Source organism: Paenibacillus sp. FSL R7-0179 (assembly GCF_038002265.1).
Lineage (GTDB): Bacteria > Bacillota > Bacilli > Paenibacillales > Paenibacillaceae > Paenibacillus_AQ.
Genome location: NZ_JBBOCC010000002.1, coordinates 1833009 through 1854330 on the forward strand (window position 1 = coordinate 1833009; position 21322 = coordinate 1854330).

14 protein-coding genes are annotated in these 21322 nt (G+C 53.9%); 12 read left to right on the forward strand and 2 right to left on the reverse strand.

What is annotated here, in order from left to right:
* The first annotated feature begins 42 nt into the window (after window positions 1–42).
* From MKX63_RS24300 to MKX63_RS24335, 8 genes are all read left to right on the forward strand, one after another.
* Complete coding sequence (locus tag MKX63_RS24300; RefSeq protein ID WP_341020672.1) at window positions 43–1029, forward strand: ABC transporter permease; 987 nt, start codon at window positions 43–45, stop codon at window positions 1027–1029.
* A gap of 14 nt (window positions 1030–1043) precedes the next feature.
* Window positions 1044–1955: a carbohydrate ABC transporter permease gene (locus MKX63_RS24305; RefSeq protein ID WP_341020674.1), complete on the forward strand. Its 912-nt coding sequence runs from the start codon at window positions 1044–1046 to the stop codon at window positions 1953–1955.
* 132 nt (window positions 1956–2087) lie between these two features.
* Complete coding sequence (locus MKX63_RS24310) at window positions 2088–3620, forward strand: response regulator transcription factor (RefSeq protein WP_341020676.1); 1533 nt, start codon at window positions 2088–2090, stop codon at window positions 3618–3620.
* 24 nt (window positions 3621–3644) lie between these two features.
* Complete coding sequence (locus tag MKX63_RS24315) at window positions 3645–5453, forward strand: sensor histidine kinase (protein ID WP_341020678.1); 1809 nt, start codon at window positions 3645–3647, stop codon at window positions 5451–5453.
* Window positions 5446–6966 carry a response regulator gene (locus tag MKX63_RS24320; RefSeq protein ID WP_341020680.1) on the forward strand — a complete coding sequence of 507 codons (1521 nt, stop codon included), beginning with the start codon at window positions 5446–5448 and terminating at the stop codon, window positions 6964–6966. Before MKX63_RS24315 ends, MKX63_RS24320 begins: the two co-directional genes overlap by 8 nt.
* A 119-nt stretch (window positions 6967–7085) precedes the next feature.
* A complete protein-coding gene (locus MKX63_RS24325; RefSeq protein WP_341020682.1) occupies window positions 7086–8105 on the forward strand; it encodes an endo-1,4-beta-xylanase in 1020 nt (339 codons plus the stop codon).
* A gap of 44 nt (window positions 8106–8149) precedes the next feature.
* Window positions 8150–9583 (forward strand): glycoside hydrolase family 43 protein, encoded by a 1434-nt coding sequence (locus MKX63_RS24330; protein WP_341020684.1) that lies wholly within the window; start codon window positions 8150–8152, stop codon window positions 9581–9583.
* An 18-nt stretch (window positions 9584–9601) separates the two neighbouring features.
* A complete protein-coding gene (locus MKX63_RS24335; protein WP_341020685.1) occupies window positions 9602–11113 on the forward strand; it encodes a glycoside hydrolase family 43 protein in 1512 nt (503 codons plus the stop codon).
* Here the strand turns inward: MKX63_RS24335 and MKX63_RS24340 are convergent.
* On the reverse strand, window positions 11110–12000 hold the full coding sequence (locus MKX63_RS24340; RefSeq protein ID WP_341020687.1) for an AraC family transcriptional regulator: 891 nt from the start codon (window positions 11998–12000) through the stop codon (window positions 11110–11112). The genes MKX63_RS24335 and MKX63_RS24340 overlap by 4 nt on opposite strands.
* A 125-nt stretch (window positions 12001–12125) precedes the next feature.
* Here MKX63_RS24340 and MKX63_RS24345 point away from each other — a divergent pair, with 125 nt between their 5' ends.
* Entirely contained in the window at window positions 12126–14108 is a 1983-nt protein-coding gene (locus MKX63_RS24345) for a glycoside hydrolase family 31 protein (protein WP_341020689.1), read from the forward strand.
* Window positions 14109–14633: 525 nt separating this feature from the next.
* On the opposite strand, the gene MKX63_RS24350 is transcribed toward MKX63_RS24345, so the two are convergent.
* The gene (locus tag MKX63_RS24350) at window positions 14634–15425 is read right to left on the reverse strand and encodes a helix-turn-helix transcriptional regulator (protein ID WP_341020690.1); all 792 of its coding nucleotides are present in this window, start codon (window positions 15423–15425) and stop codon (window positions 14634–14636) included.
* A gap of 171 nt (window positions 15426–15596) precedes the next feature.
* Between MKX63_RS24350 and MKX63_RS24355 the strand changes: the two genes are divergently transcribed.
* From MKX63_RS24355 to MKX63_RS24365, 3 genes are all read left to right on the forward strand, one after another.
* Window positions 15597–17411 (forward strand): family 43 glycosylhydrolase, encoded by a 1815-nt coding sequence (locus MKX63_RS24355; RefSeq protein WP_341020692.1) that lies wholly within the window; start codon window positions 15597–15599, stop codon window positions 17409–17411.
* A gap of 73 nt (window positions 17412–17484) precedes the next feature.
* Window positions 17485–19509 (forward strand): right-handed parallel beta-helix repeat-containing protein, encoded by a 2025-nt coding sequence (locus tag MKX63_RS24360; protein WP_341020694.1) that lies wholly within the window; start codon window positions 17485–17487, stop codon window positions 19507–19509.
* Between the two features lie 251 nt (window positions 19510–19760).
* Window positions 19761–21317, forward strand: coding sequence for a response regulator (locus MKX63_RS24365; RefSeq protein ID WP_341020697.1), 1557 nt, complete (start codon window positions 19761–19763; stop codon window positions 21315–21317).
* Window positions 21318–21322 lie beyond the last annotated feature (5 nt).

Here is a 21322-nt window from a genome sequence, read left to right on the forward strand (position 1 = left end):
GGACAGCGTGGAGAGAATGATTTTTACAGGAGGGAATACAACATGTCTGATGCCGTACTGGACAAACAGGTCAAAAAACAGAAGACCCGAAAAAGCAAAATCGATCCGGAAATCGGTGTGAGTCTAAGCTGGAAAACACTGAAAACACAGAAACAGCTTATTTTTATGTCCGTGCCCATTGCACTTTATCTGATTATCTTCAACTATGTTCCCATCTGGGGCTGGCTTATGGCCTTTCAGAATTACCGCCCGGCGGTGTCCTTTGGCCAGCAGGAATGGGTAGGCTTACAGCAATTCAAGTTTTTATTCTCTGACGATACCTTTATGCTGGTACTTCGCAATACCATTGCCATGAGTTTCATTAACCTTGTACTGGGTACGGTTACGGCTATCGGTCTGGCTCTGCTGCTGAATGAGATCAAGCTCAAGTTCTTCAAGCGTGCCGTTCAGTCGATTTCCTATTTGCCGCACTTTCTGTCCATGGTTATCGCTGCGGGGATTGTGTCCACTTCACTCTCTATCGACGGCGGGATTGTCAATGTCATCCTAATGAAGCTTCACCTGATTAAAGATCCGATTATGTGGCTCAGTGAAGGGAAATACTTCTGGGGCATTATCGGGGCATCGAACGTGTGGAAAGAGGTGGGCTGGGGTACGATCATCTATCTGGCGGCCATTACCTCCATCGATCCTTCCCTGTACGAGGCTGCTTCCATTGACGGCGCAAAACGTTTTCAAAAGATGCGTTATATCACGCTTCCGGGAATTAAGGCTACATTCGTTATTTTGCTGATTATGAACATTGGACATATTCTGGATGCCGGCTTCGAGCTTCAATATCTGCTGGGCAACGGACTTACTGTGGACTATTCGCAAACCATTGATATCTTTGTAGTGAAGTATGGTCTGGCCATGGGTAACTACTCGCTGGCTACGGCGGCAGGGATCTTCAAAACGATTGTCAGTGTTATTCTCGTATTCATCGCAAACAATGTCGCAAAACGCCTCGGCGAAGAGCGATTACTATAGAGGAGGAAGCCCATATGAAAGCCGGGACCAAAGGTTCAAGCCGGATTGAGCCGGTTGTATTTCATACCTTCAACACGATATTTATGCTCTTTGTGGTTACTGTCACGCTCTATCCGTTCCTCCAGACGCTGGCTGTATCCTTCAATGACGGCAGTGACACGCTTACCGGGGGAATCTACCTCTGGCCCCGTGTATGGACGCTGGAGAATTACCGGGCGGTCTTTGTATCAGGAACAATCTATCATGCTGCATTTATCTCGGTATCCCGTACGATTATTTCAACTTTGCTCGGTGTGTTCCTTACAACGATGCTCGCTTATGCACTGGCGCAGCCGCAATATATTTTCCGTAAAAAGATCGGCCTGCTGTTCATCCTGACGATGTATTTCAATGCCGGACTGATTCCGAACTACTTCCTGATCAAGAATATGGGCCTGCTGCATAACTTCATGGTCTATATCCTGCCGAGTCTGGTCAGTGCGTTCAACCTGATTATCATGCGGACATATATCCGCGGGCTTCCGTTCAGCCTTACCGAATCGGCGAAGATTGACGGAGCAGGTGAATTCAGAATTTTCTGGAAAATCATCTTCCCGCTCTGTACGCCTGTACTGGCAACAGTCGCACTGTTCATCGCGGTTGGCTCATGGAATTCCTGGTTTGACACCTTCCTCTATGCCTCCTCGGATATCAAGCTTAGCACGCTGCAATACGAAATGATGAAGATGCTCGGCTCCATTATGAGTACGAACAATGATCCGTCGATGCTGGCGGGAGGCCAGAACAATCAGGTCCAGTCGCTGGTTACGCCAGCCTCCATGCGTTCAGCCATTACGATCGTTACAGCGGTTCCGATTCTGTTCGTCTACCCTTTCTTACAGAAGTATTTCGTGGTAGGATTGAACCTGGGTAGCGTAAAAGAGTAATTGTTACTACGTATTATAGTAAGAAAAATAGGTATACGATAACCGTTTCGGGTGCAGCCGAAGCGGTTTCTCCTGTTCAAATATAAGTATGTATATGTTGCACACGATAACTTATATAAAGTTGGTGATTCCATGCTTAAGGTACTGTTTGCCGACGATGAGCCGATTATGCTGGAGGGGCTCCGCTTCCTGGTCGACTGGGAGGCATTAAATTATGAAGTATGCGGCGAGGCGCTGGACGGGGAGGATGCACTGCAGCTGATCGGCAGCACCCGCCCTGACCTGGTCATTACAGATGTGCGTATGCCGGTCATCGACGGCCTTGAGCTCATCCGAAGAACCTCTGAAAGCGATTATCAGCCAAAGTTTATTATTTTTAGCGGCTATGCTGATTTTGAGTATGCCAAGCGGGCCCTGAAATACGGAGTATCCAATTATTTGACCAAGCCGCTGGATGAAAAGGAGCTGACGGAGGCGCTGCAGACGGTTACGGAACAGATCCTTAAGGAACGCAAGGCCTCCTCACGGCGTGATGCGCTTTCGGCTCTATTGCAGGAGGATATGGTATCCCGGCTCCTGATGCGGGAGAATACGGAGGAGGAGCGGGAGCAGGGGCTGAAGACGCTGGGGATCTCCCCCGCCTCGCGGCTATGCTGTATTCTGGTCCATGGAGCAGCGCCGGACAGCTTGCATATGCGTGAGCAGCTCGCCGCCATGAACGCCAAGGAACCGCTGCGGAGCCTCGCGGTCTATCCGTTCACCGCAGGCAGCGGGAAGCACGGCTATCTGCTGGTGTCCCCGCAGGAAGGACCGGCGCTTGACCGGGCACTGCTTACCCGGTGGATGGAGGAGCTGCGGCCGCTGTACAGCACGCCGGTCTTTTTCACAGCAAGTCTTCAGCATCAGGGCCCTGAGGCTCTGAATACGGCATACCAGGAGGCGCTGGCTGCTGAGCTGTGCAGACCGTATGGTCCGGTGGGCGGGGAAGCAGGCTTCTTCGAGAAGCAGGATAAGACTCAGATGGCCATGCTTCCGGCAGAGCTGAGACGATCGCTGCTGCAATCCGTCACCGAAGGGAAGGCCCTGCATCTCACAGATCAGCTCGGAGAGGTGTTCAAGATTTTCTCGGCGGAGGTAGCTTCCAGCTCCTGGATCGACGCATTTCTGGCTAATATCAAAGCAGAGCTGCTACGTGAAATTACTGCCAGAGGGGGAGACTATACGCAGTGGGTGCAGAAATGGTTCCCGTCCCGGCATTCGGCCACTTGTCTGCCGATGCTTAAGCGTCAGATAGAGGAGGAGCTGTGCGAGGCTGCACAGTGGTTCGCTGCGGCTGCGGATGGCAGGGTAGAAGATCAGATCGTGGCCGCAGCGATCGAGTATGTCCGCGGGCATTATCAGGAGAAGCTGAAGCTGCAGGATATTGCTGGGCACCTGCATGTGAACTCGGCTTACTTAGGACAACGGTTCAAGAAATACTACGGCAGCTCTTTTAACGATTATCTCCATGAATACCGCATTGAAGAGGCAAAGAAGCTGCTGCGCCGGACCGATATGGGGATTTCCGATATCTCAAGCAGAGTAGGCTATTCAGACGCCGATGTGTTTGCCGCCAAGTTCAAGGCGCTTAACGGAGTTACACCTTCCGTGTACAAGAAGAGCTAATTCAAGAGGGAGGAGAGGGCCTGCATGAAGAATAACCGGAAGCCATCTGCCTTCATCAATGATATTCCGCTCAAATACAAGTTTTTGTTCATCTACTTGCTGTGTGTGCTTGTCCCCATACTTAGCATCAATGCCCTCTTTTATGTGCAGATCAGCCGTAATGTGGAAGCACGGGAGAGGAATAATTTGGAGATATCGGTAGACCGGGTGGCTTATGACCTGATGCAGATCGTGAACGAATGTGTGGCGATCAGCAATACGGTGGCTGCGGACCGGCCTTTTATGGAGATGATGGATTACGCCTACCCGGATAATGAGGCTTATTATGATGCCTATAATGATTCTCTGAAGGATAAGCTGCGCCAGTACAGCACTCTCCACTCCTATATCTCCTGGATGGGCATATACACCTCAAATCCGACGATTCAGAACGGCAACAGCTACTTCATTCTGTCGGACGCGGATAAGCGAAGTGAATGGTACCGTAAAATCTCAAGCAGCACAGACAAGGTGCTGCTCACTTCTTATCAGGGAACCAACCCGCTGAATCCGCTGCAGCAGGAAGTGCTCGTCAGTCTGATCCGCAAGCTGGATAACTTCACGGGCCAGCCCTACACGAAATATCTGAGGATTGATCTGCGGCTGAACAATGTGCAGGACCTGTTCCAGAAGGAGCGTGACTATCTGGATTTCAAGCTGCTGGATGAGAAGAACCGGGTCGTACTGGATTCGAACCGTTCCTTCTCCTCACTGGATGGCAGTGCCTTGCTGAACGTGGACACTAGCCTTGACCAGGTGCCCAAGCAGATTGTCCGGGCGCTTAGCAGTGCGGCCTACACCAAGGGCTGGCGGCTGGTTGGCACTCCGGAAGGACGTAAGATCAACCATGAGATGGACAACGCGCTCAGGAACTCGCTGATTCTGCTCCTGCTGACGATCATCCTTCCCACGCTGCTCATGATCGTCATTATACGTTCCTACAATCTGCGGGTACGGCTGCTCTACAAACATATGAAGCAGGTCAAATATGAGCAATTCGAGAGCATTGATATGTATGAGGGGAAGGATGAGATCGGCGGTCTGATCCGCAGCTTCAATCTGATGACCGACAAAATCCGCAATCTGATCAATGATGTCTACAAGCTGGAGATTCAGAAGAAGGATCTGGAGCTGGAACGGGTGCGGGCGGAGCTGAAATATCTGGAGAGCCAGGTGGACCCTCATTTCCTTTTTAATACGCTGAATGCGATCCTGGTCATCTGTAAGAAGTATAAATATGAACAGGTTACTGATGTCATCCGCAATCTGGCCCTGATTATGCGCAGGCTGCTCAGCTGGAAGGATGATCTGATTACGGTGCAGGAGGAGGTATCCTTCATCGAAATGTATCTGCAGATTGAGAAGTTCCGCTTTCAGAACCGGTTCTCTTATGAGCTGGATATTGCGCCTGAGGTGCTGAACTGCCGGATTCCCAAGATGAGTATACAAGCTCTGGTGGAGAATTCCTGCAAGCATGGTCTGCAGTCGGTCAAATGGGCAAGGGAAATCCACGTGTCCGCTTCACGGAATGAGACCGGTCTGCTGATTGTGGTGACCGACAACGGCAAAGGAATCGAGAAGGAGAAGCTGGAATGGATCAAGTCCCATCTGGAGACAGAAGAGGATACGGGACAGAATGTCGGCCTCCGCAATGTGTATAAACGCCTCATGCTGTACTATGACGGCAGGGCTGGATTCAGTATTGAGAGCATCGAGTATGAACGCACGGTCATTACCATCCAGATTCCCGAGGATTTGAGTCTGGTTCCGATAGGGGAGGGAGCTCATGTATAAAGTAGTGCTTGCTGATGATGAGACGATTGCCTTAGAGGGGCTGCGGACGCTGACCGACTGGGGGGAGCTGGGCTTTGAGGTATGCGGCGCCTGTGAGAACGGGGAGGAAGCGCTGGCTGCCATTATCCGCAGCTCGCCCGATCTTGTAATTACGGATATCCGCATGCCCGGGATCGACGGGCTTGAGCTGATCCGTCGCGTACGCAGTCTTGATATGGAGCAGCCGGTCTTCATCGTGCTTAGCGGCTACGGCGAATTTGAGTATGCCAGAACAGCCATCCGTTACGGGGTAAGACATTACCTGCTGAAGCCGGTCATGGATGCGGAATGGGATAAGGTGCTTACGGACATTACGGATGAGCTGGAGCAGCGCCTTAAGCAGAGCATGCAGCACAGCATGCTGTCCAGCCGGCTGCTGCCGCTCGTGATCGCGCGCATGCTTGAAGGACACTGGGCGGAGCCGGATGAAGAAGCAGCTGAGCAGATGGACCGCCTGGATGAGGCGGCTACCGGGTGGACATATGTGCACGTGGAGGGTCATAGCAGCGGGATTTCGGAGCTGTGCCGGGAGCTGGCCGGACCAGCCGGTGCGATGTTCATTGATCTGCCCGGGGATCAGGCCGGGCTGGTCGTGGAGAGCTCGGGGGCGGCGGCTGGACTGGCGGAGCAGCTGTACGCCGGGCTGATCCGCAGCGGAGTAAAGGGCTCGGTCAGCATCGGGCCGAGTGTGCGCTCCCTCCGCGAGCTGCCGGTCTCCTACCGCGAGGCGGCAGACGCTGCGGCCCGCCACTACTTCTATTCGGACGAATACGGCCCGGTGGATTCGGCCAGTGAAGCTGAGGGACAGGTGAATTACTCGCTTCCTTCCGCAGCGCTGATTGAGGAGATCATCAGCGCGGTGGAGCGGCTGCAGGAGCAGAAGGCCGCGGAGAAGCTGGGCGAATTGTTCAGCGGTTTCAAGGAGAACCGGACAGATCCGGGAGTCGTCCAGATGACGGGCATGGATATCATGCTGCGGAGCATGGAGCTGCTGAAGGAATTCGGCGGCGCGGACGATCAGTGGATCGGCACGCTTGATTTTTTCAGAACCGAGCCGAGGTCCCTGGAAGACCTGCAGGTCACCCTGGAGACGGCGCTCTCCACCAGTATGAACTATATACGCCAGCACAAGGAGCGTAACTCCGAGCATCCGCTGATCCGCGTGGAATGCTTCCTGAGAGATCATTATGCGGAGCATCTGACGGTAAAAGAGATTGCAGAGCATTTCTATCTCAATCCGGTGTATCTGGGTCAGGCCTTCATTAAAAAACACGGCATCAGCATTCTTGAATACATTCATAATCTGCGGATTGAAGCGGCCAAGCAGCGGCTTGTCGACACTCAGGACACAGTCAGAAGCATTGTGGAGAGCGTCGGGTACGTACACTATCACCATTTCTTAAGAGAGTTCGAGAAACGGACGGCGCTGAAGCCCGTCCAGTTCCGCGCACAGGCACAGGGAAATAAAAAATAGGGTGCAATTATTTATTTGGGGTCCATCTATTTACTTTGGTGATGGTAAACGCATACAAATGCGTTATGATAGAGAGAGTTGTCCCAAAAAATGTTGTCAAATACAGGAGGTTAGCAAAAATGGAGCAAGCCAGCAGCGAAATTCCTGCATTACATGAAATGTTCCGGGAGGCCTTTAAAATAGGGGCTGCCGTCAGTACCGGCATTATAGCTTCCCAGGGTCCTTTCATCGCGAATCACTACAACAGCATCACCGCCGAGAATGAGATGAAGCCGGCTCTGGTTCAGCCGCAGGAAGGCGAATACACCTTCGAGGCTGCGGACAGTATCTTCGAATTCGCAGAGCCGCGCGGAATCGGTGTCCGGGGGCATACGCTTCTGTGGCATAACCAGACCGGAGACTGGATGTTCCGGGATGCGGAAGGCGGAGCCTGCAGCAGAGAGCAGTTGCTTGCGCGTCTGCAGACCCACATCAATACGGTAGTGGGCCGATACCGGGGACGGGCGTATGCCTGGGATGTAGTGAATGAAGCGATTGAGGATAAAACAGACCAGTACCTGCGCGATACGAAGTGGCTGCAGATTATCGGCGAGGATTACCTCCGTCAGGCCTTTGAAATGGCACATCAGGCAGACCCTGACGCGCTGCTGTTCTACAACGACTATAATGAGACCGATCCTGTCAAGAGCGGCAAAATCTACAAGCTTGTCCGCAGCCTGCTGGACCAGAATACGCCGATTCACGGGATCGGGATGCAGGGACACTGGAATATCTACGGCCCTTCCATTGAGGAAATCCGCAATGCGCTTAAGCTCTACGCATCGCTGGGGCTTAAGATCCACATTACCGAGCTGGATCTCTCCGTATTCCGTCATGACGACAAACGCACGGATTTGAAAGCGCCAACAGCTGAAATGCTGAAGCTTCAGGAGGAGCGTTATGCCGAGATCTTCGCCCTTCTGCTGGAATTCAAAGATTCCATTGATTCGGTAACCTTCTGGGGTGTGGCCGATGATTATACCTGGCTGGACGGCTTCCCCGTCCGGGGACGCAAGAACTGGCCGTTCCTGTTCGATGAGCAGAAGCAGCCGAAGGCTTCATTCGCCCGGCTGGCCGAGCTGGCCGCACCGCAATCTTAATATTATTGCATGCTTGACATCTTTCTATATCTGGAGGGAATCAAATGACAACTCAACTGAAGCAGGCTACCGGCAAGGTACCGCCAAGCGGCAATCCGCTGGTGGCACACAGATACGGGGCCGATCCTTATGCCCTGGTATTCGGAGACCGAGTCTATCTGTATATGACCAATGATGCACTGGAGTATGATGAGAACGGCGCCGTGAAGGAGAACTCCTACAGCAGCATTAATACGATTACCGTCATCTCGTCCGCTGACCTGGTGAACTGGACTGATCATGGTCCGATAGCCGTAGCCGGGCCGGAGGGTGCAGCGAAGTGGGCCACCCAGTCCTGGGCACCGGCAGCACTTCATGCCGTAATTGACGGCAAGGATAAGTTCTTCCTCTACTTCGCCAATAATGCCAGCGGCATCGGCGTTCTGTCGGGTGACAGTCCGGTGGGTCCATGGGTGGACCCGATTGGGGAGGCACTGATTCTGCGCTCTACACCCGGGGTAGAGGATGTTACCTGGCTGTTCGACCCGGCGGTGCTGCTTGATGACGACGGCAAGGGATATATATACTTCGGAGGCGGCGTTCCGGAAGGACAGTTCGCTGAGCCGGGCACAGCACGGGTGATGCCGCTGGGTGAGGACATGACCAGCGTGGTGGGCAGCGCGAAGGTGATTCCGGCCCCGTTCATGTTCGAGGATGCCGGAATCCATAAGTGGAACGGAGTCTACTATTATACCTACTGCTCGAACTTCTATGACGGGCAGCGGCCGGAAGGCAGCCCTCCTGCGGGAGAGATTGCCTATATGACCAGTGAGCATCCGATGGGTCCCTGGACGTATCACCACACGATCCTGAAGAATCCGGGACATTTCTTCGGCGTATCCGGGAATAACCATCATGCGGTCTTCCAGTTCCATGACAGCTGGTATATTGCTTATCACGCCCAGACCTTGTCCAAGGCCCAAGGGATTGCGAACGGCTACCGCTCCACACATTTGAACCGCCTGACTCATAATGAGGACGGGTCTATTCCGGAGATCCATGCGGATTACGAAGGTGTACAGCAGCTTGCAGCGTTGAACCCGTATGAACGTATTCCTGCGGCAACGATGGGCTGGAGCGCAGGGGTGAAGACAGAATACCTGGCTGAGGGCGGAGTTCAGGCCGTAACGGATGTGGAGCACGGCGGCTGGATCGGACTATCCGGGGTAGACTTCGGCAGCGGAGCCGGCTCATTCCAGGCGTCAGTACTAAGCCTGGAAGCGGGCGGCGTGCTGGAGCTGCATCTGGATGAGCCGGCGGGTCCGGTTATCGGCAGATTGGCGGTTCCGGCGGCGGACGGCCCGCAGGAATGGCTGGAGCTGGAGACGGCGGTCCAGGGAGCGGAGGGAGTGCATAACCTCTACCTGGTATTCACAGGAGAGACCGGTAAGAGCCTGTTCAAGCTGGCCCATTGGCAATTCATACCACAGCATAACTAACAGCAAGGAGGCGGCACATTGAATACAGCCATCATTACTAATCCAGTACTATGGGCAGATGTCCCGGATGTGGATGTGATCCGGGTTGGCCCAGTGTTCTATATGGTCAGCACCAGTATGCACTCGATGCCGGGTTGTCCGATTATGAAATCGGTGAATCTGAAGGACTGGGAGATTGTGAGTTACGTCTTTGATACCTTTGAGGACACTCCGGCCTTCCGGCTGGAGGACGGCGAAGGGATTTACAGCGGCGGTTCCTGGGCTGCCTCGCTGCGGTGCAAGAATGGAATCTATTATGTATGCTTCTCTTCCAATGATACAGACCAGTTCTACATCTACCAGACCGGGGATATTGAGCATGGACCGTGGGAGCGTTCGGTCATCCAGGACCTGCACCATGACCCGGCGCTGCTGCTGGATGAGGACGGCCGCAATTATGTGATCTACGGGAACGGGGATATCCGCATCCGGGAGCTAACATCGGACCTGACATCGGTGAAGCCCGGCGGGACTGATCAGCTCCTGCTGGAAGGCGAGCGGCAGGGTATTATGCTGCGGATGGAAGGCTGTCACGCTCATAAGCGGGAGGGCTATTACTACCTGTTCTTCATTGAATGGCCGGCAGAGGGCAACATGCGCAGACGCCAGCTATGCTACCGGTCCCGGGAGCTGCTGGGTCCTTATGAGCGAAAGGTTATTCTGGACGATAACCTGGGCTACGAGAATCGTGGTGTAGCGCAAGGCGGGCTGGTGGATACTGAGGACGGCGACTGGTACGCTGTGCTGTTCCAGGATCACGGAGCAGTTGGACGTGTTCCCTGCGTATTCCCTGTGAGCTGGGAGGACGACTGGCCGGTAATCGGGGATGGCGGCAAGGCTCCGCTGGCCTTCGATACGAAGCTTCCCGCCGTGGAGCCGAAGGCGCTTGTAATCAGCGATGAGTTCGAGTATACGGAGAACCGGCTGGCGCTTCAGTGGCAATGGAACCATAATCCCGATAACGGGCTATGGTCGGTTACCGAGCGGCCGGGCTGTTTGCGGCTGCGTACAGGCAAGGCAGCTGATAGCGTAGTAACGGCGCGCAATACGCTGACCCAGCGGACGGAGGGTCCGGCTTGCAGTGCCGAGACGCTGCTGTATCTGGGCGGCATGCACGAAGGAGACCGGGCCGGGATGGTAGCCCTCCAGTCCGGGTACGGCACGGTTGAGGTGGCGGCCGGAGCGCAGGGACAGTTCACTGTGGAGATGTGCATCCAGGGTGACGGTGGCGTTAAAGTGGTGGAGAGTATTCCGTTCACGGGTGAGCGCATCTGTCTCAGGATTGATTTCAACTTCAGGAATGGTGTGGACGAAGCCCGGTTCTTCTACTCGGGAGACGGGGAGGTCTGGCAGCCCATCGGGCAGACGCTGCATATGCTATATACGCTGGATCATTTCATGGGCTACCGGATCGGCTTGTTCAATTATGCGACCCGGCAGCCCGGCGGCTATGCCGATTTCGATTATTTCCGTTATCACCGGGAGGATTAAGACCGGGTCTGGAAATGGGAAGCATATTCGCTGGGTGTCATCGATGTATGCTGCTTGAATATTCTTCCGAAATACGTGAGGCCTGTGAACCCTACCCGGAAGGCTACCTCCTGAATCGAATACCGGCGAAGCTGGAGCAGGCGGCTGGCCTCATGTACCCGCAGCATGTTCACATATTCGATTAAGGTCTTGCCGGTGTTCTTTTTGAATAGATGACAAAAGTAGTTGGGGGTCACGCAGCAGATCCGTGCGGCTTCCTCTACGGTCAGCGGTTCATGGAAATGGTTGCTAAGGTGAATCAGCAGGGGCTGGATGCCCGTCTCCTGCGGGTCTCTTTTGGAAGGCGGTACTGTGAACTCGGCCAGGGGATAAGCGAGACCCAGGGAAGAGAACAGGCCGCCTTTTATACATAATTCATACCCGGGGCTCTTGCTCTGATAGCTGTCAATAATCTGTTCAATGCATCCTCTGATCTGGCGGGTAACCGGCTGATCCGCCCCATAAAAGGCAGGCAGCCGGATTTCACCGGAGAGCAGCGGCCGGATATGCTGAAGCTCAGTCAGGTCCCGCATACCGTTCAGCAGCGCTTCGTTGTAGACAACCGCATACAGCTCACTGCCATCCTCTGTCGGATAGGCCGCATGAATCTGCGGACGGCTGACGAAGGCAAGCTCACCCTGCACCAGCTCTCTGGAGTGGGGGCCGACCTGGACGCGGAAGCGGCCCTTGGTCACGAGAATCCATTCGAGATGGTCATGCCAGTGCGGCGGAATAATACTGCGGTCCGGAAAGCAGATATGAAATACATTGATGGGGAACAGGCCCTCGGGAATTTCCGTGTGCTCTTTTTTCCATGGATAAGGCTTGTCCTCGAACGCTCCACTCATCTTAATCCCTCCACATAATCGTAATATCGTATGATAGATGCGTACTTTTATGTATAGTATGGCGGCTTTGCACTCTATATAATGTGGTTGCAACCTTATTATAGAACTGTTGGAGGGATCGCGCTATGTTTCGTGAAGAGAATGGCAGACTAATCAGAGAATATGACCATGAGAGAGTCTGGATAGAGCCTTGGGGAGAGCATTCGCTGCGTATCCGGGCTTCGTATGCGGAGATTACCGATGAGCAGTGGGCACTTCTGCCTGCTGTGCAGACGCTGAGTCATATATCGATTACCAAAGAGCGCGCGAGCATTGTGAACGGGAATATCCGGGCGGAAATAACGGACAAGGGACAGATCTTCTTCTATAACCAGCACGGCAAGCTGCTTCTTAACGAGACGGAGGATACGTATCAGTTAAAATACGGGGGCAGAGAGCTAAGCGCCATCCCCGGCAGCAGTGATTTCTCCGTGAAGCTCCGGCTGGAAGCGGACCCGCAAGAGAAGCTGTACGGCATGGGGCAGTATCAGCACTCCTTCCTGAATCTGAAGGGCTGCTCGCTGGAGCTGACCCACCGCAACAGCCAGATCAGCATTCCGTTCGTGCTGTCAAGTGCCGGCTACGGGTTCCTGTGGCATAATCCGGCGATCGGACAAGCGCATTTCAGTCTGAATGTGACCGAATGGACAGCCCCGTCCACCAAGCAGCTGGATTATTGGATCACCGCCGGTGACTCGCCTGCCGAGATCGAGGAGTCTTATGCCAAGGCTACGGGAACCGTACCGATGATGCCGGATTATGGCATGGGGTTCTGGCAGTGTAAGCTCCGCTACCGTACGCAGGAGGAATTGCTGGAGGTGGCAAGGGAGCATAAGCGGCGGGGGCTGCCGATTGACGTCATTGTTATTGATTTCTTCCACTGGACGAATCAGGGAGACTGGCGGTTCGACCCGGAATATTGGCCTGATCCGGAGGCAATGGTGCAGGAGCTGCAGGAGCTGGGCATTGAGCTGATGGTCTCGGTCTGGCCGACTGTCCAGACGGAGAGCGAGAATTATAAGGAGATGCTGGAAAAAGGCTATCTGCTGCGCTCGGACCGCGGGGTGCGGACACAATTCCAGTTCCTCGGCCAGAACGCGATCTTCGATGCGACTAATCCGGAGGCCCGCAAGTTCCTGTGGGGTCTGATTAAGCAGAATTATTATGACAAAGGGATCAAGGTTTTCTGGCTCGATGAGGCGGAGCCGGAGCTGACGGTCTATGACCATGATATCTACCGTTATCATATCGGCTCCAGCAAGCAGATCGGCAATATCTATCCGATGAAATACAGCCAGACCTTCTATGACGGCATGGCCGCTGAAGGCCAGGAGAATATTATCAATCTGGTCCGTACCGCCTGGGCGGGCAGCCAGCGGTATGGGGCGCTTGTATGGTCTGGAGACATTCACTCCAGCTTCAAGGTGCTCAGCATTCAGGTGCGGGCCGGACTGAATATGGCTATGGCCGGGATTCCATGGTGGACCACCGACATCGGCGGCTTCCATGGCGGTAATCCGGCAGACGCCTCCTTCCGGGAGCTGATGGTCCGCTGGTTCCAGTACGGCGCGTTCTCTCCGGTATTCAGGCTGCACGGGGACCGTTCACCTTTTGTAGAGCCTACCGGAACGCGGGGCGGGGGCGTATGCGGAAGCGGCTCGGATAATGAGGTGTGGAGCTATGGGGATGAGGCGTATGACATCTTCAAAGAGTTCATGCAGATGCGGGAGCGGCTGAAGCCGTACATCCGCGGGCTGATGGAGGCTGCCCATGAGAAGGGCACGCCGCCTATGCGTCCATTGTTCTATGATTTCCCTCAGGACCCGGCAGCCTGGGATATTGAGGACCAGTATATGTTCGGTCCCGATCTGCTGGTCGCTCCGGTCCTGGGCGAGGGCGAACGGGCACGCAAGGTATACCTGCCGTCCGGCTCAGAGTGGACCCATGTCTATACCGGCACTGCCTATGCCGGCGGACAGGCTATTATGATCGATGCGCCGCTCACGCAGATTCCGCTGTTTGTGCGGGACGGTGCCGTGCTGCCGATTCTGGGCGGAGATGAAGAATAAGGATAGTGTGAACAAGAGCAGCGATTCTCCGGTGGAGGGTCGCTGCTTTTGGTAGTTGGGGAGGAATGTATGCGAAAAACCGATCACATTGGGCCGGCGTGGGGCGTGCGAGCGGAATGTAATCGAAAAAGCGATTACATTGGGCGTGGTGAAGGCGCGAGGACAGAATGTATGCTAAAAACCGATCACATTTGGCGTGGCGGAGGCGTGCGAGTGAAATGTAGTCGAAAAAAAATACAATGGGCGCGAGTGCGTGGACGAAGGCTGATGGCGCAAAGTAAAGCAGTATTGGGGGATAAAAGTTCGAATAGTCGTGCAAGGGTTTTGCCTTAGTCAGTGGGAATTCGTTGGAAATCCTCCACTTGTAAAGGAACGTAGGAGCGCTAGCCAGAGAGCAGGTGGAAAAACAGCACTTAATTTGCTGCGGATCAACCAAAGTGGAGGAAACCGTGAAATTAAATGACGTTTATCCAACTATTTCCACCAGATGCTGCGAATGATCACAATTAAGATACGTTTATCCATCTAAGTCTCCTCCCGAATCAGCGGTTGCTTGGATGCCAGCCGCTCCCGGTAGGCGCGGGGGGAGAAGCCGGTTAGCTGGCGGAACTGGCGGCAGAAATGCTCGACATTGGCGTAGCCGCAGAGAGCAGCGATCTCGGCGATTTTGTGCTGGCCGAAGCCGAGCTTCTCCTTGGCCAGCCGAATCCGGCATTGAATGACATCCTCCATGCAGGAGATGCCGAAGGCGGATTTGTAGATGGTCTGGAGGTAGCCGGTGCTGATGTGCAGATACCCGGCCATCGAGGATACGGTCCAAGGGTGACCGGGATTACTGTACAGAGTCTTGCGCAGCTCCAGCAGATTATAATACTGCGGCGTAAGCTTGTCTTGGGACGCCTCAGACAGCTTGTTGAACAAGAGGCGGAACAGGTAGTCAATGGACAGCTCCCGGTAGTCATTCTGGAAGGAGTTCTCCAGCGTCAGCAGCTGGAACAGCTGATGGCAATATCCGGGGTCGGGCAGGGAGAACGGACTGCCCAGCGGCAGAACGCTTTCAGTGATATACGATTCATCCGCATCGAAACGGACCCAGTCGTTGACATATTTTTGGGAGCAGGCGCGGTAATAGATGTTGTGCCCTGGAGGATACAGAACGACAGAGTGAGCTGGGAATTCCTTCAATTCACCTTCCACTTCAAACACCGCAGGAGTCTGGGTCAGGACAAGAAGCCAGGCGTTCAGTCCTTCGGGGATACTGTAGACGAAATTGGCCGGATGTGCAGCATCGTATTCCACGTAGTGAATTGTAGGCATTGGCTTCTCCTTTCTTCGGATAGATCAATTAATGGTCAGTAAATATCATTGTTAGTATTTCAGTGAATCTCTATAATTTGTAGTGGACATTAGAGTAAATTCGAAGGTTAACCGAACAGTGCGTAATTATAGTTATTAGAAATTATCAATAGGAAGGAAGATTATGAATCCATGATACCACAACAAAACGAAGATCGGAAAGATATCCTTTGCTATACAAGACTGCCGCAAGAGGATATTGTGTATGCTTCGAAGCTGGCTTACAGTATGCACCTGGCTTACAAGACTGATGGGGGCCAGTATCGGGCATTGAATCATAACTCGGGTGTCCTGTTCGCCAAGGCGACGGAGAATGAGGATGGGACGCTCCGCGCCAAAAGCCTGAAGAAGCCGTATCTCTTCTACTTGGCAGACGGGAATTTCGGCGTCATTGCTGTGCGCACCGAGGCTGACGGGGAAGCAGATGAACAAAGCAAGGGGAAGGTGCTGCTGTTCTCTTCGGCCGATCTGCTGCAATACAGCGAGATTGGATTGCTGGAGCTTAAAGCGGATACTCATGTAAGCGATATCTCGTGTACCTATGACCCGGAGCGCAGCGGTTACCTGATTCAATGGATAGACGGGCAGGGCCAGGGCTATGAGAATTTCACTGCCGACATCATGAGCCTTACGAATGTCTCAGCACCGGTGGAAGCGGAGCCGTTCACGCTGGAAGCGGTGCAGACTGATATCGAGGGAATCCAGCCGCGCAACAGGATCTCTGTCTCCGCTGAGATCGCCCGCAGACTCTTCTGCAAGCTTACGGTACCGGAGAACATTGCTGTCGTAGTACCGGACCGGGTGAATGCGGCATCGGTGGAGGATGTGCAGGCGGTCCGGGCAACAGCCCTATACAGTGATGGAACGCAGGCTGCCAAAAAAGTCCGTTGGAACACGGATGCCATCAACTGGGACAAGGCCGGGACCTACAGCATCTCCGGGGAGATCCATCAGGATCATTTCCCATTCCCGATTGCACTTAACCGTGCGGACCCTTGCATTGCAGCGTGGAAGGGGAAATATTATTTCATAGCGACTAATGATGCAGATAAGGAACATACGCTGTATATGAGGGAAGCCGATACGATTCCCGGGCTGGTGACAGCGGAGGAATCCCTGATCCTCGATTCCACCACGTATGAAGAGATCGGCGGCCTGCTGTGGGCACCGGAACTCCATATCATTGAAGACGAGCTGTATATTTTCCATGCCGCAACACCCGGAGAGTTCTTCCATGAGGAATCACATGTGATGAAGCTGAGTCCGGGCGGCAATCCCATGAATGCTGCGGACTGGTCCAGGCCCCGCCGGGTAGTGAAGAAGGACGGAAGCTATCTGTGTGAAGCAGGCACAACAATCTCGCTGGATATGACCGTCATCCGCTGGAACGGCCAGCTCTATGCCGCATGGTCGGAGCGCCAATTCCTGCCGGTGGATCTGGGAGCCTGGGTCTACATCGCCACGATTGACCCGCAGGAGCCGTGGAAGCTGACCAGTGATCCGGTGCTGCTGACCCGGCCGGATTACGGCTGGGCCAATAACCATACGTTCGTGGACGAAGGTCCGTTTGCTCTGTACACGGAGGACAAGCTGTACGTGACTTTTGCCAGTGCAGCCGTGGATGCTACTTATGTGGTCGGTCTACTGACCGCAGACAAGGGGGCAGATCTGCTGGATATCAACAGCTGGACCAAGGGCAATTATCCGCTGCTGACCTCCAGAAGCGTGCCGGGAGAATATGGACCGGGCCATAATTCCTATGTAACGGACGAGGACGGGGTGATCTGGAACGCCTACCACGCCAGACCGGGAATCGAGGGACCGCGAAGCTCCGGCCTGCGGCGCGTGCATTTTGACATTGATGGTGCTCCAGTTCTGGATCTCACCGAGGAGAAGGACCTGAATCCGGGCCTGAAGCAGGTATACATGGAAGTCATCGTAGGCTAGAAAGGTTATAGCGAAATATAGAATATTCATTTAAAATGTCTAAATGATATACAAGAAAGAGGAGGATGATCATATGGAATATCATGTTGCAATGCAAGGAAGTGATCAGGCTTCCGGTACAGCAGACCAGCCCTTCCGCTCCATTTCCCGCGCTGCGGCGCTGGCGGAGCCTGGAGATACGGTCACCGTTCATGCGGGGACATACAGGGAATGGGTGAGCCCGGCTAACGGAGGAACAGAGGATCAGAGGATTGTCTATCAGGCTGCCGGAGATGGGGAGGTCATTATCACAGGCGCTGAGCCGGTGGCAGACTGGCAGGATGAAGGAGACGGTGTTTGGAGTGCGGAGGTGCCGAACAGCCTGTTTGCTGTGCGCAATCCTTTTGAAGAAAAATTATATGGCGATTGGCTGTTCGAAGGGGCGTTCGAGCCGCATCTGGGGGAGGTCTATCTCGACGGCAAATCGCTGTATGAATGTGATAGCGTTACCAAGCTGCGCGATCCCAAGGTATGGCCGCAGGCCAAGTACCCGGCGGACTCTCTGCTCCAGTGGTATGCGGAGGTGAGCTCCAATGCAACTAAAATCTGGGCGAGCTTCGGTGGCAGGGACCCCCGCCGGGAGAATGTGGAGATCAGCGTGCGCCCTTATTGCTTCTGGCCGGAGCAGACGGGGCGGGGTTACATAACCGTCAAAGGCTTCACGCTCCGCCAGGCAGCTCCCCAATGGGCACCGCCAACGGCGTTGCAGGAAGGGCTGATCGGACCGCACTGGAGCAAGGGCTGGATCATTGAGGATAACCACATCTGCGAGTCCAAATGCACAGGGGTGAGTCTGGGCAAAGAAATCTCAACCGGGCATAACGAGTGGTCTAATGGCCGGATGAAGGGCGGGACGCAGCGGGAGCAGGAGGTTATTTTCCGTGCACTCCGCCAGGATTGGCATAAGGACAACATCGGAAGTCATATCGTCCGCAATAATGTGATCCATGATTGTGAGCAGGCTGGAGTCGTCGGTCATTTGGGCGGGGCCTTCAGCCAGATTTGCCATAACCGGATTTATAATATCCATCATAAACGGATTTTCCACGGGGCAGAGGTAGGCGGAATCAAGCTGCATGCTTCACTGGATACCCAGATTTGCGGCAATGTCATTTACAGCTCCTACCGGGCGTTATGGCTGGACTGGCAGGCACAGGGCACCCGCATCAGCCGGAATGTGTTCTACGACAACCTGTCGGAGGATTTCTTCATGGAGGTCTGCCACGGTCCTTATATGGTCGATCACAACCTGTTCCTGTCGCCGATGAACTTCCGCAATATGGCCCAGGGCGGCGCGTTCGTCCATAATCTGTTCGCCGGCAGATTCGTGGTACGTCCTGAACTTACCCGTTATACGCCGTACCATATGCCGCACGAGACAGCGGTTGCCGGGTACAGCAATATCGCGGGCGGTGACGACCGATATTACAACAATATCTTCCTGCGTGACGAGGACAAGGACAATGAGGTAGTACCGATGACGTTCTTCGAGCATCTGCCGCTTGCCCCGAGAGAGCAGCTTAATGATAACGGTGAACGGGTGATGGATGGTATCCCGGATAATTCCCGCTGTTATCTGCATCCTGTTGGACTGGGCGGCTATGATGAGCACCCGAATTCCCTGGACAAGCAGTGGTGGGAATACACCAAGGAAGAGATCAAAGCGCTGATCGATTCCGGGAAGCCGTTCCATCCCGAACAGATGGCCCTTCCTGTAGCTATTCAAGGCAATCTGTATCTGAAAGATGCGGTGCCGGGTGCGCATGAGCGCAGCGCGAAGGTCTATGCCGACAAGGGTCTTGAGGTTGAGGTGGATGCGGCTTCCGGCAAGGTGCAGGTGCATATTGTGAACCCTGAGCTGCTCCGTGCAGCCGCGCCAACCGTAGTCACCACGAATCTGCTGGGCAGAAGCTATCACGCCGAGATGCGCTATGAGGAGCCGGACGGCTCACCGTACCGGTTCGACTGCGACTTTTTCGGTAAGCAGCGCCCGGACTCGAATGTGACGCCTGGACCGTTTGAATTAACGGATAACAGTCCGGTGAAGATTGTATTGTAACGCAGAATACTGGAAAGCCTGTCCCCCCGGGACAGGCTTTTTGCTCGCCATAGATTGGTGATGCAGTGTTAACCAGCTCCCGCTGTAATGACGCAATAAATTAGGTGGAATCTGCAATGATTATTAACTGAAGCTACTTTAAAATGTCACTATCCTAACGAAGCAGGTTCCGCCGGCGGGAAACCGACGGCGGAATTTTTTTTTGTAGCCGTTAGTTGTATAGCCATATTCACTTGTGGGAGGTTCAAATGATGTTCAAAGTATTGCTGGTAGACGATGAGGTATTTGTCCGCAAGGGACTGCTGGAGATCATTCCGTGGGAAGCGCTTAATTTCAGTATCGCCGGAGAAGCGAACAATGGGGCAGAGGCGCTGGATATGATCCGGCAGCTCAAGCCTGATCTGGTTATTACGGACATACGGATGCCTATTCTGGACGGACTGGAGCTTATCAGCAGCGTGGCCGAGAATAATGCTCAGGATGTGGTCTTCATCGTAATCAGCGGCTTCAATGATTTCAAGTATGCACAGCAGGCACTCCGCTACGGGGTGCATGACTATATTCTGAAGCCGATTGACGATGAGGAGATGACCGCCACACTGCGAAAGCTGTCCTATACGATGGGCAGGAAGAGGATCACCACACTGACTAATGATGATCACACCGCCAGTGTAATTCTGGAGGCGTTGGTGCAAGGGAAGCTGCCGGATACAGAAGCGGAGCCCCTCGCCGCAGCACTGGGCATGGAGCATAAGCGAGGCTTCCTGTATTGTCTGGCCGAAGTGTATTCAGGCCCGGAGGACCAGCAGCTTACGCTGAAGCAATTTCAGAGCGGGCTGCAGTTCATTGAAGAGGACGGTAACCGCATACCTGTGTTTGAGCAGCAGCAGGGAAGCTTTGGAATGCTGCTCTGCACAGAAGCGGTAACGGGCGGAGCCTGCGGTCTTGCGAACCGTCTGGAATGCCTTAGGTCAGCATTGGCGGACAGGCTTGGTTGCAGGCTCAGTCTCTACGCAGGCGATCCGGCCCAGGCGCTTATTGATGTTCACCGTTCGTATGCGGAGGCGAATGAAGCGGCAAGACATAAATATGCCGAGCCCGCCGGGCTCATTATGTACTCCCTGATTAAGGAGAGGCCTCTGTACGTTTTTGATATGAGTCCGGCGGTCATAAGCAAGCTCATCGTCCAGCTGGAAGAGGGGGACAGGTGCGGCTACCTGGACACTGTGGACAGTATCTTTCAGCTGTTCCATAAGCAGCGGTTCACACCGCAAGCGGTATCAGGCTCTCTAGCCCGGTGTAGAACGGGAATCATTGCTGTCATTAAAGAAATGGATGGCAGTGAAGAGCAGATTCTGAAGCTGAGGGGGCTGACTGAACGGGAGCATGTGAATTGGAGTCTGCAGATGCTGAGGGAGAATTTCACACTGGCTTTGCAGGAAGCAGCAGAGTATATTGCCCTTCTCCGCAAAGAGCATTCTGCAGGGGGCATTGTGCTCGTTAAGCGGTATATCGATACCCGCTACAGGGAGAATATCAGCCTGAAAAGTATAGCCGCCCAATTCTATATGAATGCAGTATACCTGGGACGCCTGTTCCGCAAGACATACGGTGTCTATTTCAACGATTATTTACTGGAGCTCAGGATACAGGAGGCCAAAAAGCTGCTTCGGAAAAGTGATTTCAGAATATATGAGATCGCCGAGAAGGTCGGTTTTCAGAGTGCGGATTATTTCGTGACCCAATTCGAGAAGCTGGAGCAAGTGTCGCCGACAGAATACCGGAACATGTTGATAGAAAAAGAATAACGGGG

Excerpts from the sequence above, each read along its gene's own strand:
- MKX63_RS24300 (WP_341020672.1), top strand. The coding sequence starts at position 43 with ATGTCTGATGCCGTACTGGACAAACAGGTCAAAAAACAGAAGACCCGA.
- MKX63_RS24305 (WP_341020674.1), top strand. The coding sequence starts at position 1,044 with ATGAAAGCCGGGACCAAAGGTTCAAGCCGGATTGAGCCGGTTGTATTT.
- MKX63_RS24310 (WP_341020676.1), top strand. The coding sequence starts at position 2,088 with ATGCTTAAGGTACTGTTTGCCGACGATGAGCCGATTATGCTGGAGGGG.
- MKX63_RS24315 (WP_341020678.1), top strand. The coding sequence starts at position 3,645 with ATGAAGAATAACCGGAAGCCATCTGCCTTCATCAATGATATTCCGCTC.
- MKX63_RS24320 (WP_341020680.1), top strand. The coding sequence starts at position 5,446 with ATGTATAAAGTAGTGCTTGCTGATGATGAGACGATTGCCTTAGAGGGG.
- MKX63_RS24325 (WP_341020682.1), top strand. The coding sequence starts at position 7,086 with ATGGAGCAAGCCAGCAGCGAAATTCCTGCATTACATGAAATGTTCCGG.
- MKX63_RS24330 (WP_341020684.1), top strand. The coding sequence starts at position 8,150 with ATGACAACTCAACTGAAGCAGGCTACCGGCAAGGTACCGCCAAGCGGC.
- MKX63_RS24340 (WP_341020687.1), bottom strand. The coding sequence starts at position 12,000 with ATGAGTGGAGCGTTCGAGGACAAGCCTTATCCATGGAAAAAAGAGCAC.
- MKX63_RS24345 (WP_341020689.1), top strand. The coding sequence starts at position 12,126 with ATGTTTCGTGAAGAGAATGGCAGACTAATCAGAGAATATGACCATGAG.
- MKX63_RS24350 (WP_341020690.1), bottom strand. The coding sequence starts at position 15,425 with ATGCCTACAATTCACTACGTGGAATACGATGCTGCACATCCGGCCAAT.
- MKX63_RS24355 (WP_341020692.1), top strand. The coding sequence starts at position 15,597 with ATGATACCACAACAAAACGAAGATCGGAAAGATATCCTTTGCTATACA.
- MKX63_RS24360 (WP_341020694.1), top strand. The coding sequence starts at position 17,485 with ATGGAATATCATGTTGCAATGCAAGGAAGTGATCAGGCTTCCGGTACA.
- MKX63_RS24365 (WP_341020697.1), top strand. The coding sequence starts at position 19,761 with ATGTTCAAAGTATTGCTGGTAGACGATGAGGTATTTGTCCGCAAGGGA.